This window comes from Rothia sp. HMSC069D01, assembly GCF_001810135.1.
Lineage (GTDB): Bacteria > Actinomycetota > Actinomycetes > Actinomycetales > Micrococcaceae > Rothia.
This window is the reverse complement of sequence record NZ_KV800090.1, coordinates 25,024-40,298: the sequence shown is the minus strand read 5'-3', so window position 1 is coordinate 40,298 and position 15,275 is coordinate 25,024. Positions and strand designations below refer to the sequence as shown.

Annotated in this window: 11 protein-coding genes; 8 read left to right on the top strand and 3 right to left on the bottom strand. The window is 60.9% G+C overall.

The window, feature by feature from the left end; genetic code table 11:
- Window positions 1-168 precede the first annotated feature (168 nt).
- Window positions 169-606 carry a hypothetical protein gene (locus HMPREF2710_RS02615; RefSeq protein ID WP_049363696.1) on the top strand — a complete coding sequence of 146 codons (438 nt, stop codon included), beginning with the start codon at window positions 169-171 and terminating at the stop codon, window positions 604-606.
- A gap of 148 nt (window positions 607-754) precedes the next feature.
- On the opposite strand, the gene pta is transcribed toward HMPREF2710_RS02615, so the two are convergent.
- Window positions 755-2,845, bottom strand: a complete 2,091-nt coding sequence (pta, locus tag HMPREF2710_RS02610; protein WP_049363693.1) for a phosphate acetyltransferase — start codon at window positions 2,843-2,845, stop codon at window positions 755-757.
- A 241-nt stretch (window positions 2,846-3,086) separates the two neighbouring features.
- Window positions 3,087-3,710 (bottom strand): GNAT family N-acetyltransferase, encoded by a 624-nt coding sequence (locus HMPREF2710_RS02605; protein WP_070599370.1) that lies wholly within the window; start codon window positions 3,708-3,710, stop codon window positions 3,087-3,089.
- Between the two features lie 92 nt (window positions 3,711-3,802).
- Here HMPREF2710_RS02605 and HMPREF2710_RS02600 point away from each other — a divergent pair, with 92 nt between their 5' ends.
- The 4 genes from HMPREF2710_RS02600 to HMPREF2710_RS02585 all read left to right on the top strand — a co-directional run bounded on the left by HMPREF2710_RS02600 (window position 3,803) and on the right by HMPREF2710_RS02585 (window position 8,395).
- Complete coding sequence (locus HMPREF2710_RS02600) at window positions 3,803-4,699, top strand: spermidine synthase (protein WP_053090236.1); 897 nt, start codon at window positions 3,803-3,805, stop codon at window positions 4,697-4,699.
- Window positions 4,700-4,869: 170 nt separating this feature from the next.
- Window positions 4,870-5,817 (top strand): prephenate dehydratase, encoded by a 948-nt coding sequence (pheA, locus tag HMPREF2710_RS02595; protein ID WP_070599368.1) that lies wholly within the window; start codon window positions 4,870-4,872, stop codon window positions 5,815-5,817.
- Window positions 5,818-5,918: 101 nt separating this feature from the next.
- Complete coding sequence (gene serS, locus HMPREF2710_RS02590) at window positions 5,919-7,229, top strand: serine--tRNA ligase (protein ID WP_070599366.1); 1,311 nt, start codon at window positions 5,919-5,921, stop codon at window positions 7,227-7,229.
- 77 nt (window positions 7,230-7,306) lie between these two features.
- Window positions 7,307-8,395, top strand: a complete 1,089-nt coding sequence (locus HMPREF2710_RS02585; protein ID WP_070599364.1) for a diacylglycerol/lipid kinase family protein — start codon at window positions 7,307-7,309, stop codon at window positions 8,393-8,395.
- A gap of 103 nt (window positions 8,396-8,498) precedes the next feature.
- On the opposite strand, the gene HMPREF2710_RS02580 is transcribed toward HMPREF2710_RS02585, so the two are convergent.
- Window positions 8,499-9,182, bottom strand: a complete 684-nt coding sequence (locus tag HMPREF2710_RS02580) for a DUF8175 domain-containg protein (RefSeq protein WP_070599362.1) — start codon at window positions 9,180-9,182, stop codon at window positions 8,499-8,501.
- A gap of 424 nt (window positions 9,183-9,606) precedes the next feature.
- Between HMPREF2710_RS02580 and HMPREF2710_RS02575 the strand changes: the two genes are divergently transcribed.
- The 3 genes from HMPREF2710_RS02575 (at window position 9,607) to HMPREF2710_RS02565 (ending at window position 15,068) form a co-directional block, all read left to right on the top strand.
- On the top strand, window positions 9,607-10,350 hold the full coding sequence (locus HMPREF2710_RS02575) for a carbonic anhydrase (protein ID WP_070599360.1): 744 nt from the start codon (window positions 9,607-9,609) through the stop codon (window positions 10,348-10,350).
- A 188-nt stretch (window positions 10,351-10,538) separates the two neighbouring features.
- Window positions 10,539-11,819, top strand: coding sequence for a Fic family protein (locus tag HMPREF2710_RS02570; protein WP_070542447.1), 1,281 nt, complete (start codon window positions 10,539-10,541; stop codon window positions 11,817-11,819).
- A gap of 396 nt (window positions 11,820-12,215) precedes the next feature.
- Complete coding sequence (locus HMPREF2710_RS02565) at window positions 12,216-15,068, top strand: hypothetical protein (RefSeq protein WP_246824512.1); 2,853 nt, start codon at window positions 12,216-12,218, stop codon at window positions 15,066-15,068.
- Window positions 15,069-15,275: the final 207 nt, after the last annotated feature.

Here is a 15,275-nt window from a genome sequence, read left to right as displayed (position 1 = left end):
ATGTTGCTTTTCGAAACACATGTGGCTTCTCGGTGCAATAAAAACAGCGCCCCGCACGCAGAACACACCAGCCCAAACGCTATTGATTCGCATCACACTCCGGCATTCTTGGGTATCCTTGGGGTAACACTCAGACAGAAGCCTGCCCTCCACCTCGAAAGGGGCCGCATGAAAACCTTCTGGACCAACCTACCCCTCACCATCCGCGCCGCAGCTATCTTCTGCTACGCCTACACCGGGGTGCGCATCCTCAACCTCTTCTCGGAGGTAGGCACCGCACCGCTGACCCCGCGCACGCTCCTTGACGGTGCCCTCACCGCGGCTGTCGTCGTCGGTGCCCTCGCCCTGTACCTGGGTAACGCCCTGGGTGCCGCTCTGCGCGCCCGACGAGAAGGCTACGAGCCCCGCCCGGTCGGCATCATCGTCGCCTACGCGCTTTTCGTGGCGGTGTGCACCTACCTTGCCTACCGCCTCATCGCTTACACCGTGGAGGCGGGGCTCACCTGGCTCTTCCCACCCGCCCTCGGCCCGGTTCTGACCGCCGTGGGCATGGCTGGTCTTGGCGTGATTAACTATGTGCGCCTCCGCCGCACCCGCAAGGACTAACCGGGGAATGGCACTACAAGAAACCCTGTAATTACAAAAAATCTCCCGCACCGGGTGGAGCACACCTCTAAGGCATGCCCCGCCCAGTGCGGGAGATTTCTATATCAACGGAACACTGCAGCCTTCACGCTACAGCGCCGCGTGCACCTTACAGGCTCTGTGCCTGAATCGCGGTAATCGCAACGGTGTTGATGATGTCCTCAACGGTGGTACCGCGCGACAGGTCGTTCACGGGCTTACGCAGACCCTGCAGAACCGGGCCCACAGCGGCAGCACCCGAAGACTGCTGAACAGCCTTGTAGGTGTTGTTACCGGTGTTCAGGTCGGGGAAGACGAACACGGTAGCCTGACCAGCGACCTCGCTACCGGGCAGCTTGGTCGACGCAATGGACATGTTCGAAGCAGCGTCGTACTGGATCGGGCCCTCGACCGCGAAGTCGGGGTTCGAAGCGCGCACGAGCTCGGTTGCCTCACGCACAACGTCCACGTCTGCGCCAGCGCCGGAGGTGCCGGTCGAGTAGGACAGCATAGCAACCTTGGGGGTGACGCCGAACTGGCGTGCAGTCTCCGCGGATGCCTTCGCGATGTCGGCGAGCTGCTCTGCGTTGGGGTTCGGGTTCACTGCGCAGTCGCCGTAGACCAGAACGCGGTCTTCCATCAGCATGAGGAAGACGGAGGAGACGATCTTGGTGCCGGGGCGGGTCTTGATGAACTCGAGCGAGGGGCGGATGGTGTTCGCGGTGGTGTTCACAGCACCGGAAACCATGCCGTCGGCGATGCCCTTGTAGACGAGCATGGTGCCGAAGTACGAGGGGTCGGTCATGCGCTCGCGAGCAGCCTCGATGGTGACGCCCTTGTGTGCACGCAGCTCAGCGTAGGTTGCTGCGAAGTCCTCGGTGTACTCGTTGTTTTCGATGTCGATGATACGAACGGTGCTGGGCAGTTCGATACCTTCGGCCCGGCAGATCTCTGCGATCTTGGCGGGGTTGCCGAGCAGGATCAGGTCGCAGAAGTCGCGGCGTGCAATGATTTCGGCTGCACGCAGGATTCGCACGTCGTAACCCTCGGGCAGGACTACGGAGCGGCGGTTTGCGCGTGCGGTCTCGATGAGGTTGTGCAGGAAGCGCAGCGGGGTCATGGATGCGGGGCGCTCAATTTCGAGGCGTGCCAGCAGTTCGTCCTTGTTGACGTGCTCGTCCCAGCCGCCCATTGCCGCTGCGAGCTTGCGCTGGTGGCCGCTTTCGAGGGTGCCGCGGACGCGGGAGACTGCGCGTGCAGACTTGAAGGTGTCCTTGGTGGTGGACAGCACGGGGAACGGCGCGTTGTCGATGAGGGAGCCGACTGCGGTGTTCTTGCCGGGCAGCGCGTCCAGGCCGCCGGTGAGCAGCACGCCGGAGGGTGCGGGGAAGGTCGGTGCCAGTGCGGATGCGAGGGTTGCTGCGACGATGTCTGCACGGTCGCCGGGGACGATGACGAAGTCGCCGTCGACGAACTGGTTGAGGAAGTTGGAGACGTTCATTGCTGCGACCTTGATGCCGTGGATGTCGCGGCTGAGGTCTTCTGCCTTGATGCCTTCGGTGTCGAGCTTGAGGGCTTCGGCAACTTCACCGACGGTGGGTGCGTTCAGTTCGGGGATTTCGGGCAGTACGTAGACGGGCAGGTTTGCGTCGCCGCGCTTGACGGACTTTTCGATTTCGTCGCGCAGTTCGGGTTCTGCACGGCCGACGATGATTGCGAGCAGGTCTACCTTGGAGGCGAGCAGTTCGGTGCGTGCCACGTCGACTGCGGTGACTGCTTCTTCGACGGTTTCTTCCTGTGCGCCGACGATTGCGACGACGGGCAGGCCGAGGTCACGTGCGATCTGGACGTTCAGGTCGAATTCGACTGAGAGCGCGTTGGCGGGCAGGTAGACGCCGTCGACGATTACGACGTCGCTGTGTGCTGCGACCTTCTCGTAGGCGGAGACTGCGCGTGCGGAGATCTCTTCGGTGTCGCCTTCTGCGATGAGTGCGAGTGCGTCGGTCATGGAGACTGCGCCGCCGACCTGCTCTTCGGTCAGGCCGAAGTGTTCACGGATGAGGCGTGCCATGGGGTCGTCTGCGATGGTTGCGCCGTCGAAGACGGGGCGGAAGAAGCCGACGCGGTCTGCGCGCTTGATGAGGGAGTCTGCTAGGCCCAGGGCGACGAGGGACTTGCCCGAGTTCTGGGACATAGCGGAGAGGTAAAGACCGGTGGTCATTGTTTTACTGTCCTTCTATGCGATGTTCGGCGCTGGGTCCCGCGGTTGCGCAGGGGTGTATATGCTCCTGTGCGCGGGTGCGTCGAGCTTATATGTCATCTTCTATCTTAAGGCGTTGTGGGGGTGGTGCCTAACAGGGTGTGCGGTGCGCTGCGTCATGTGGGGCGGATGCGCGGCTGTTGCGGGGTGGGGGTGCCGTGCGTGCCGCCTCGGGGTGTGGCGTGCTGTTTAGGGGGTGAGCTTAGGGGTTGAGGATGCGCGCGTATCGTACGCTGCGTCCGGGTGCCCAGATGCCGCGTGCCTCAAATTCGATGCTGTTGCGCTGGTAGCCGAGCCGCTCGTAGAAGGAGAGCGCTCGTTCGTTTTCTGCCATGACCCACAGGTAGGAGTTTTCGTCCGGGTAGATGACGGACTCGTAGAGTGCCTGACCGAGCCCGGTGCCGTGTGTGTGGTTGAGGGTGTACAGGTGCACGAGTTTGCGGGTGCCTGCGGGCAGTTCGGGGAGGGACTCGGCGCGTTCGAGTTCCCAGGAGGAGGGCTCGCACAGGGAGAGCGCCAGGCCGACCGGCTTATCCCAGTTGATGCGTGCGCCGATGGAGCAGGAGAGCCCGCTTTCGGGGGTCCAGCCGGGCACCTCATAGGCGAAGAAGCCGCGCACGGTGGGGGAGGAGAGGTGGCGGTGGAAGTCTTCGAGGTATTCGTTGCGTTCGGCGCGGTGGCGGGCGGTGAAGCTTTCCCCGAGCGTGTCGAAGTAGATCGGGTCGTAGGTTTGCTCCATGCAGTCCAGCTGCAGGTTGACGTATTTTTCGGCGTCGGTCGGTTCAATTGGTGCGAGCGCGTAGCGGCCCTGACATACAAATCCCATGGGTTCTAGTCTACTCAGCCAGCCGCTGTGGAGGCGGTTCCTTGCGGGTGCGTACGCTAGGGGCGTGAGGGCTGTCGGCTAGTCTAGTGGGTATGGCGAAAAAGAGCAGGGCACCCAAGAAGTCCCAAAAGGCGCAGAAAGCCCAGAAGCAGCAGAAGAACCGCATCGACGATACCGAGAGCACCCCCGTGCAGGGTGCCGCCGCTGGCGTGTACCCGATTTCTACGGGTGAGGCGGAGCTGGTCCCCGACGGCTACCACGCCGACGGCTGGCTACTGCTCATTAATGGTGTGCAGTCTTCCCACGTGATTGTGGGTGAGCCCCGCCAGCTGGATTTTGAGTACATGCGCTGGATTGCGGCGGTCGTTTCCTCGCATGTGGAGGAGCACCTGGACGCCGCGAAGCTACGCATCACCCACCTGGGCGGCGGCGCGTGCTCGATGGCGCGCTATTTCGCTGACCTGTACCCGACCAGCCGCAACACGGTTGTTGAGCTGGATGCCAAGCTCGCCGAGTATGTGCGCGCCTGGTTCGACATCCCCAAGGCGCCGCGCGTGAAGATTCGCGTGGGCGAGGCGGGTGCCGTCACCGCGACCTTCGCGCCCGCATCCCGCGACGTGCTGATTCGTGACGTATTCGCCGGTGACACCACGCCCGAGGCGCTTACCACCGTCGAGTTCACCCGCACCGTCGCCGAGTCGCTGGCACCCGGTGGCCTGTACATCCTGAACTGCGGTGACGGGCCGGCGCTGACCGGTGCCCGCGCCGAGGCGTCCGCCCTGCTTGAGGTGTTCGAGTACGTGTGTATTGTGGCGGATTCGGCAATGTTGAAGGGCCGCCGCCGCGGCAACGTCATTATTGCTGGCTCGCACGCGCCCCTGCCGGAGGCTGGTTCCGTGCAGGCTGCCGCTATCGCCCGTGAGCTCATGGGTGGAGGCGTACCCGCCCAGTACTGGGACACCGCGCGGGTACGCCAGTTCGTGAGGTAGCGGTTTCAGCTGTTGCCTGGATTTTCAGTGGTGGCTTAGGTCTTTCAGTAATGACTTAAGTTTTTCGGTGATAGGTTAGTGACTTCGGTAGGGGTTTTTAACTACCGCCAAAGACCGTAACCTATCACCGAATTCGGCGCCCCCTCCACAGCAGACGCTACTATAGTGGCATGCGATACACCTACCTTGGCCCCTCCGGCACCTTCACCGAATCCGCCCTGCTGAGCGTCCCCGGCGCATCCGACGCCGAACGGATCCCCGCCACCAGCGTGCCCGACGCGCTCGCACGCCTGAACGCGGGCGAGGCGGACGCCGCCATGGTGCCCATCGAAAACTCTGTGGAGGGCGGCGTGAGCGCCACCCTGGACGCTATCGCAGCCAGCGAGGGTGTACGCATTATCCGCGAGGTGCTCGTACCGATCCGCTTCGTGCTGGTCGCCGCGAAGCCCATCAGCATCGAAGACGTTAAGACCATCTCCACCCACTCGCACGCCTGGGCGCAGGTGCGCGGCTGGGCGCAGGAGAACGTGCCCACCGCCGCCTACCTGCCCGGCTCCTCCACCGCCGCGGCGGCTGTCGGCCTGCTCGAAGAAGGCTGCACCTACGATGCGGCAATCTGCTCTCCGGCGCTGCTGAACTACCACCCGGAACTGCACGTGCTGCAGGACAATATTGGCGACAACAAGAACGCCGTGACCCGCTTCGTGCTGCTCTCCCGTACCGCCGACATCCCCGAACCGACCGGCTCCGATAAGACCACCCTGACCGTGCCGCTGCCCGCCAACCGCGCCGGCGCCCTGCTCGAACTGCTCGAACAGTTCGCGGTGCGCGGCGTGAACCTCTCCCGCATCGAATCGCGCCCCACCGGCGAAGGCATGGGCTCCTACTCGTTCAGCATCGACGCCGATGGCCACATTTACGAGGCACGCATGCGCGATGCACTGCGCGGCCTGCACCGCGTCTCCCCGACGCTGAAATTCCTCGGCTCCTACCCGCGCGCCGACCACGAAAACACCGAAGTCGACGCCATCCACTCCGACGGCTCCTTCGACGCCGCACACGAATGGGTCGAGTCGCTCTTCCCGAACGGCCGCCCCGCACAGCTGCAGCGCCACTAACGGTACCAAGCCGGCTGCCGCTAGACACCCCCGCACCTACCCGCGCCCCACCAGCGCAAACCCCGCCCACAACCCACCGCAAGATTAGGTAGGATAAAACAGTGATTGATATTAACCTCCTCCGCGAAAACCCCGACGTCTTCCGCGCCTCCCAGCGAGCACGCGGCAAGGACGAAACCCACGTCGACCGCATCCTCGAAGCCGACACCGCACGCCGCGCACTCATCGGCGAATACGAGAACCTGCGCGCCGAACAGAACGCCTTCGGCAAGAAGGTCGCCAAGGCACCCAAGGAAGAAAAGCCCGCCCTCGTCGCACAGGCGAAGGAACTTGCCGCCCGCGTCAACGAAGCAAAGGCAGCCTCCGAGGCGAAAACCGCCGAATACGAGGAACTGATCAGCAGCATCGAAAACCTCATCATCGACGGCGTACCCGTCGGCGGCGAAGACGACTACGTAGTCGTCAAGGAAGTTGGCACCCCCCGCGACTTCACCACCGAAGGCTTCGAACCGCGCGACCACCTCGAAATCGGCGAACTCGTCGACGGCATCGACATGGCACGCGGCGCGAAGGTCTCCGGCGCACGCTTCTACTTCCTCAAGGGCCAGGTAGCACGCCTGGAGCAGGCGCTCATGTGGATGGCGCTCGACCTCGCAACCGAGCACGGCTTCACCATGATGACCACCCCCACCCTGGTACGCCCCGAAATCATGAACGGCACCGGCTTCAACGTCAAGCACGACGACGAAATCTACCGCCTCGAACGCGACGACCTGTACCTGGTCGGCACCTCCGAGGTGGCGCTCGCCGGCTACCACACCGACGAAATTCTCGACTTCGAGAAGGGCGCGAAGAAGTACCTCGGCTGGTCCTCCTGCTACCGCCGCGAGGCTGGCTCCGCAGGTAAGGACACCCGCGGCATCATTCGCGTGCACCAGTTCAACAAGGCTGAAATGTTCGTCTACTGCCCCATCGCGCAGGCAGAAGAGATGCACGAGAAGCTGCTGTCCCTCGAAGAGGAAATGCTGCAGCGCTGCGGCCTCGCATACCGCGTGATTGACACCGCCGCAGGCGACCTGGGCACCTCCGCAGCCCGCAAGTTCGACTGCGAGGCGTGGGTCCCCACCCAGGGCACCTACCGTGAGCTGACCTCCACCTCGAACTGCACCACCTACCAGGCGCGCCGCCTGAACATCCGCGAGCGCACCCCGGACACCGTGGACGAGGCAGGCAACGTGCGTAAGGGCCGCACCCGCTCCGTGGCAACCCTGAACGGCACCCTGGCAACCACCCGCTGGTTGGTAGCCATCCTGGAGACTCACCAGCAGGCTGATGGTTCTGTACGTATTCCGGAAGCACTCCGCCCGTACATGGGTGGCGCCGAGGTCATCCCCGCAGTAGCCGCTGAGTAATCTCACAACCAGCTGAAAAACCCGCTCACCGCGTAAACGGTGGGCGGGTTTTCGCGTATCCCGGTAATCTAAGAACTATGCCTCTATACCGTAAACTCCTTGGTGTTTCTGCGGCGGCGGCGCTGACCGCCTCCGTCACTCGTGCCCGCCGTGAAGCACGCCGACGTGCTATCGAACTGGGTGCGCCCTTCGGCGTTCTGCCGACCCTGCCCACCGGTGAGGCGCAGCGCGTGGGCGTGGTGTACAACCCCAGCAAGCCCGGCGCTGCGGCGGCTATTGAGATTCTGGAACGTACCCTCGCGGCGAATGGCCACCCGCAGCCGCTGGTGCGCACCACCCGCGTGGACGAGCCCGGTTCGGAGGCTGCCCGCGAGCTGATCGCTGAGGGTGTTGACCTGCTGATTGCTGCCGGTGGTGACGGTACGGTGCGTGCTGTGGCGGCGGCGCTGGCGCATCATGAGGGGCCTAGGCCGCGCCTGGGTATTCTGCCGATGGGTACCGGTAACTTGCTGGCGCGTAACCTGTATATTCCGGTCAGTGACGTGGCGGCGTGCGTGAATATTGCGCTCAACGGTGCAGGTCAGGCCGTTGATGCGATTGAGATGACGACGACGAGCACCCCCGGCGAAGAAACCGAACACACGTTCTTTGTGATGAGTGGTGCAGGCTTTGACGCGCTCGTCATGAATGACACGAACGAAGACATTAAGGCGAAGTTCGGTTGGGTTGCGTACGTGCAGTCCGGCATGAAGCACATGCTGGGTAGGTCGCATCCGGTGCGTATTAGCGTGGACGGTGGGGAGCCTCGTACTCTGCCCATGCGGTCGGTGCTGATCGCGAATTGTGGCCGCCTGCAGGGCGGTATTCGCCTGGCGGATATGACGGATGTGAATGACGGCAACCTTGAGGTGATTGTGGCGTCGCCGCGTGACCTGGTGGAGTGGGGCCTGTTGATGGCGAAGGTTACGCGCCGCACGATTCTGGGTTCGCCGCGTATTGAGCTGCCGGTGATTCGCCACCTGGTGGGGTCTGAGGTGGTGTTGGAGTTCCCGGATGGTGCGCAGCCGGTTGAGGTGGATGGTGACCCGGCACCGTCGGCGTATCGTATTAGCGCGCGCGTGCTGCCTGCCGCCGTGGAGGTGGCGGTCCACCCGGATGTGCTCTAGCGGGTAGCGCCTAGAGCTGTCTTAAACGTATAAACGCGGTGGGGCACGACCTAATGAAAGGTCGTGCCCCACCGCGTTTATTGCCCGTACGGGCTGTTAGCTTTTAGGCTTCCCAGGTGATGAACTCGTCAGGGTCGTCTACGTTCGTGAAAGTCGGCAGAGTGGAAGGAACCCAGAAGCGCCAGTCACCATCATGCCATTCCATGACCATGTCCCAGCTACGGTATGTACCCGAGGGAATTTTGATCATGACGCGGATAGTTGCTCGTTCAGGGGTATAGGAGATGTAGCGGTAACCTACAAGCTGGACTGTGGCAGTTGACTTCTTGGTGCGGCTCTCGCGCGCAGCGTCAGCACCAGGCCCAATCAGAGTAGGCATGTATGCTTCCGGAATCTCATTCACTTGAATGTATGCCCACATAGCCGCATACAGTGCGCCCTCGGCAGAGTGCTCGAAGCAGCTTCGAATCGGGGTGTCTACTACAGGACCGGCAGTCTTCGAGACAGGGCCAATCCAACCCGAGTCGGTAGTGACCCACTTAGCGTCCTTGGGGGCTGCACTCAGTACCGCCTGGTCGTCTGAGGCGCCAGCGCCGCAGGTGCCTGCCGCTACCGTTGAGGTGGCCTTCGACTGAGCCGCACCGTTCGAGCCGCCCGAAGCGGAGGTGTTGGAATTATCGCCGCCGCGCGGAATCAGCACGATGACCAGTACAACGAGGAGGGCGACGACGGCTGCTGCCAGTCCGAAAGCCCAGCGGGGGATAGTGACTCCGCCCTTGTTCTCCATAACAATCTCCAAAATACGTAGACCCCGCAATTTCGAGGCGCGACAAACCCACCCCCCAGCAGGAGGGCAGAGATTGAATGAGTGATGAGAAACTATGCGGTGCTGCAGCAGAAGCGTCTGAGCCAGAACACAACATCGAGGACTGCAAGACGCAAAAACACGGCGGCACATGTTTATCGGTGTCAAAAGATACCCTATCATGTCTACAGATATCCTGCAGGTGCTCGCACTGAGTTACCATGATATGAGCTGGACTGCACGAAAAACACCGAATTTCTAGCGATAATCCGGTGCCGAACCATGCACCCACTATGCGTCAACGCCCGACGCAGACACCAACCGCAGGCGGTCGCAACGCTACACTGCCCCGCCTAGACACATCACACCGATACATAGAACCGTTCATCAGAGAAAGCCCCTCTCCATGACCCGCAAAATCACCGCAGCCGCCGCCGTACTTGCCCTGCTCGCCACCGGTTGCTCTGCTAGCACCGATAGCTCCGCACCGGGCGGAACCCTCATCACCGGCGGAACCTCTACCGCCACCAGCACCCCCACCCCCAGCTCTACTACTCCTGCACCCGCAACCACCACCGCAGGCCGCACCCCCACTGTCACCGAGGTGACCGCCTCCCCGAGCGCAGAGGCAAGTACCACCGCAGCATCCACCACTGCGGCAGCGACCCCGACCGTGAGCCTTGACCCCTCACCCCTGGCGGGAACCGGTGGTGGACCCCAGCAGCCCTCCAGCGTTCCTACCCTCAATAGCATCACTGACGAAGACCGTGGTCGCGCGCTTGAAACCGCGAAAGCAATTGTCGCCGCATACACCAGCGGCAAGCCGTACAAGGAATGGTCAGAAGAGCTCTACCCGATGGTCGACCCCGAAGTGCAGAATGAGTACGGGCCTAAATCGCGTATTGACCTTTTGAAAGGAACCGTAATCAGCGCTGAACTGGTCGATGACCCGACCCTGAAAGTTCCTGGTGGGGACAACCCCTACTGGCTTACGGTTAGCGTGCGAGTCGAGGGAAGCCTCAGCCCCGCCTACTACGTGCGTTTGCACCGTACTGCGGAGCGACCCAATAAGTGGAAGGCGTCTCATATTCTTGAACCGCAGGGCTACAAGCTCTTTGCTGAAAAATGGCTCAAGCAGCATAACAAGTAGAGCGATGGGCGATGCTTCACACTGGGATGAGCCCCTGCAGGGGTCTAAGTTGAGGAGCCTACCGGCACCCTAACTGCCTATTTGTGATCTGGATTATGAAAGAAATCGCGGATTTTTTCACTATTTCCTGAAAATTGGGAGGATAATGAAAAAAACCGCGATTTTTTACACCATCAAGAAGGGTACACGTGAACACCACCGGCACAAGGTACCGCACCCTCAAAAGCATCTTCCACGAACGCGGCAAAGCCGCCGCACAAACCGAACTGCAGGCACGCCGCAACGGCCACTCCACCTACCTCCTCAACGAATTCACGGTAGGGGAGCACCCCCTGTTCTACCTGGCAGACCGCACCGCGCTCGCATCCTTCGAACGCATCATGCGCCGTGAACGGCACATCGAACAGCTGAGCTCCCAACTGCCCAGCATCGCCATGCAAAGCTACCTACTCGACCTGGCAGTACGCAGCATCGTGGCGTCCGACCGTATCGAAGGTGTGCACACCACACGCCAGCTCATCTCTGAGGCACTCACCTCCGGCGACAGCGAGGACCCCCGCGCCAAACGCGCCGTCGAATTCGTGAACCTCCTCAAAGACCTGGGGGCAGGCCGCCCACCCTCCACGGTTGAGCAGGTGCGTAGCCTCTACGACACGCTACTCGAAGGGCACCTCGCCGAAGAAGACCGCCCAGACGGGGCTCTATTCCGCACCAAACCCGTGGTTATCCACGACAACACCCGAGAAATTCACCGCGCCCCCGACAGCGAAGTAACCATCACCGCCAACGTTCAGGCGGCGCTTGACCATGCCCTCGACCCGAACGTGCCGGCGCTATTCTCCGCGATCGCCGCGCATTTCATGGTGGAATACACGCACCCTTTCTACGACGGCAACGGCCGCCTGGGCAGGTACCTGCTGGTGTCCCACCTGGGGCAGACACTCACCCGGCTGACGACCCTCACCCTGCCGAGCACGCTCAACATTCAGAAGAGCCGCTACTACAAGGCGTTTAGCGCGGCGGAAGAACCCCTCAACTACGGTGAGGTGACCGGTTTTCTGCATGTTTTTCTGGGGCTGATCGAGCAAGCGCAGGAGCACCTGGTAGACGAGTTGGAATCACGTGACCGTGCGTGGCGTGCCCTTGGCAAGCGTATCGCTGAGCTGGAGGGCAGCCGCACCTGGACGGGTGGCACCCCCGGGCTGACTTCGAAGAAGCTTGATGATGTTCTGCGGCTGCTGTACCTGCTGGGGCAGGTGCAGATTTTCCGTGCGCCAGTCGCCCCCACTTCGAGCGAGTTGCAGGAGGCGCTGGGGGTTACGGCGCCGACTCTGCGCGATAGGCTCAAACTGCTGCAGGGGCTTGGGTTTGTTGAGGGTGTGAAGGCTGGCCGCACGATGCGCTGGTCCCTCACCGAGGCGGGAACCGCCCTGCTGGGCCTGCCCGCCGTTGATGACGACGAAGAATAGCCCGCGAGCATAAGAAGCAGGGGAGGGGCCGCACCAGAATGTATCCCGCCTATAACTGGCAGAATCGTGGAATCCATCTTTGCAGTAGCGGAACGGGCCGGTTGCAGACATAAGTATCGGTATGTGGTAATCCATCTGCTCACGCCACCATTGTGTAAGGCTCCTGTAGTCGCCGTGTGATTCATCCCATGTCTGCTACATTAGGGTCAGGCGACATAATGCTTCCGGGTGCTTCCACCACTCAGAACACCAGAAAGTATTCTGGATATCTATTTTGCGGTTTAACGAGGCCGTACACCTGAACTCGAATACCGAATGACTGGAAACATAATGGTGATCAATCACAAGCGACGGGGCGAAACACAGAGCGCTGCTCCTAGCCTGCATCTGAGAGACATGCCCATCGAGCACTTGTATGCGCGCTATCAAAGGATAGCGCGGAACCTGCCGAGACGGATCCGCTGGCTTGCTTTGGTATTCGCGCCAACGAGCACGAGTTTCACCGTCTTCACCGCTGGCCTACTGAATGTTGCAGGGGCTCTGATGATTACGGCAGGTATCGGCCAGGTAACGTCAGGTGAGAGGACCCCAGGCAGTGCTATTTGGTTACTCATCTTCGCTTTCCTGGCTGAAAGCCTAGGGTACTGGGTGAAGGAACGCCAAGAGCTTATTCTCACGATCGCGGTTCGACAGCTCACATACCGCCGTTTCCGGGACATCTTTAGTAGGTCATCCCATCCGCCGGAAGCTCACGGGCATGTTCTCACATACCCAGGACAGATCAGCCAGTTTGCCTTCGTTGTTGATTTCGCCGTTTCAACCGTTCAGATTATTGCCTTTCTCGCGGCTTCGCTCGCGCTATATGGTGCAAGCGGCGCAATCGCTGCGTTGCTCATCACTGGATTGGTATTCGTCAGCGTCCGTCTCATCAACTTGGTGGGCCGACTATGGGAACAGTACGTCGCTCTAGAGGGAGAGCGTCGGCAGTGGATCCAGCGTGTAGCAAACGCGCTGCCTCGAGGGCAAAGCATCCCCAGCTGGGGTACCGCCCTGGACAAGGTCGCTAGCATCCGAAACACCGAAGAGCAGCTTCTGCACAGACGAGTCCCGTTGCAGATCCTGAATGGATTCCTTGAACGGGGAGCACTAACTGCGGTGCTCGCTGTGGTTGCGGTTCTCGGCGCGTGGCTCTGGCCATCCGCTCATTTCGGTGTTGGAATTATTTTGGCAGCCCGCTACCTGTACGCAGCGGTGCAGAACAACATCGTAAACTATCGGGTTATTCGGCTCGCTGTGCCAATGATGCGTGAGCTCGACAAGCTCGAGTCGTCTCCAAATTGCACGGTTAAACAGCAGGACTGGGTGGGGCAGCCTTCAAATTCTAGAGAGGTGCTTGCCGCTACGTCTGAGCGCGCTGAAGCATTGCGCACATCCGTGACCACCCCCGATTCTGCTTTCGTACCACGCAACCCGGAAGTGTCCCATTCGGTGTTGTCAGCGTGGCGAGCTTCTGCTTCGCCACATCAGGTATCCCGGTTCACTAGCCTCGCTTTAGGTATGGGGCTCAGTGAGGATGTGATCGGGCGGTTCTGGCAAGACGCAACAACCTTGTCGTCAGGAGAGAGACACCGTGCTGCTGTCGCTATCGTTTTGGCAGACAAACCGGACTGGCTAATTTTGGACGATACGTTCGCAGCGCTTGATCCTGTAGCACGAGAAGTGGTTGCCGAGAGGATCTTAGAGTGCGTGCCAACGTGCACACTTCTGGCAAGCTCGGAGGAGTACGTACCGAGTGCCTTCACCCCCGGCAATGATGCGAGGGTAGACCCTCTTGAGTTGCAGGCTCATAGCCCCGGGGCAGCTAAGGGGGTAGATGCTGGTTCGACGGATGTGAGCGAGGGACAGGACCTTCCTGACCCTGAGCCGAAGCGTGCCACATTCCGACGATCGGCCCTGTTGTTGTTTGGACCGCATTTGGTGTGGATTACGTGTGGCGCCCTACTCTTGAGCGGATCTGAAGTTGCTTTTGCACTGACGATTGCTCACAGTGATGGGCTATCTGCTCAGGTTGCTGGAGTGTCAGCTGCTTGCGCACTGGCAGCAATTGTTGGGTCCGTCATGTTCTTTGGCCCGCTCTACTGGGCTCCCATCGCTAGGCTGAGCGATTTGCACGACCGGGTTATACGCAGGCTCGATCGATTCGCTAGTCCTAGAACAAGCGGTGCGGTCATGGGGCGGATGGGTGAAGACTTCTCCGACCTTCAGATGTCGGTGCCTAGCGCCCTGGGTTCGGTATTTATGGTCATTCTACAGACCTTTATGCTCATCGGAGGCGCAGTGGCTGGCGCCCCGCTGTTCATGATCGCTGTGTTGGCGGTAGCACCCCTAGCGATCCTTGCTATGCGTCAGGGTTCAAAGTGGATTCTCCCTGCCTCGACGACGGCTGCCAATCGCCGAGGTGACTTCATCGGGGTGGTTGGTGCCCAGGCTGGCTTACACGCTGCGCCCGTCAGTGCAGGGCTGCGTCGGGCTGGAGAAGAAGCCTACGCTCATTCGGAGGCTGCATACGTCAGCAGCTCGATTCAGTTGGCGAACGCCTACGCACTGCGTACGGGACTGATTCAGTCGCTTGTGTTGTCACTGAATGTTTCTGCAGTGGTATTGGCACTGATGGTCGAAGGATCGAACTCAGTGGTTGCTCCCGCGGTCGTAATATATTTTGCAGTAACTCTGTCATCTGGCATCCAATCTACGGTGGAGACGCTGCAACAGGTTGGTGTAGTCAGCTTGACTGCGGAGCGTGTTCGGATGCTTGAAGAGTACCGGGCCGACCGTTCTTATCCGCCCGTGCGGTCTGCTGACCTGGCTCTGCTTGAGAGTGCTCTTGACTCTGGGTGTTCTATGGTTGCCTTGATTGGACCAACTGGCGCGGGGAAGTCCGTCATGCTTGATGCTCTATACCGCCGGTATCCCCAAGGCGAAGTGGTAATCGTACCAGATATCGATCCGTTCGCATCTGAAGCATCGAATTCGAGCGGGCTCATGCTTGCGCGTTCCGTGTTACGTGAAGGCGCTGCCCGGCTTGTGTTGCTTGATGAGACCTTGAAGAGTCTCACTCCGTCAGAGGAGCGCACTGAGCTCGAATCGATGGCGTGCGCTATCGAGGGCAGTGACAAGCAGGTTGTGATTGTCCTTCACTCGCGCTCTAACCTTGATTGTTTCAAAGAAGTGGTGAATTTAGATGCGTGAGCTGACCCAAGTACTACGTTTTTCTCCAAGAACTACCGAGGACGAAATGCGAATCTATAGGGCCAAACCTATAGCCTGGACCGATTCGTCGGTGGCACTTCTGAACGAGTACGGCGCCACACTGTGCACACCTGACCGCGAGGCGACACCGCTGGACTTACCCGAGGCGGATGAGAAAGAAAAGAGCCCACCAAACCCGCGCCTCCT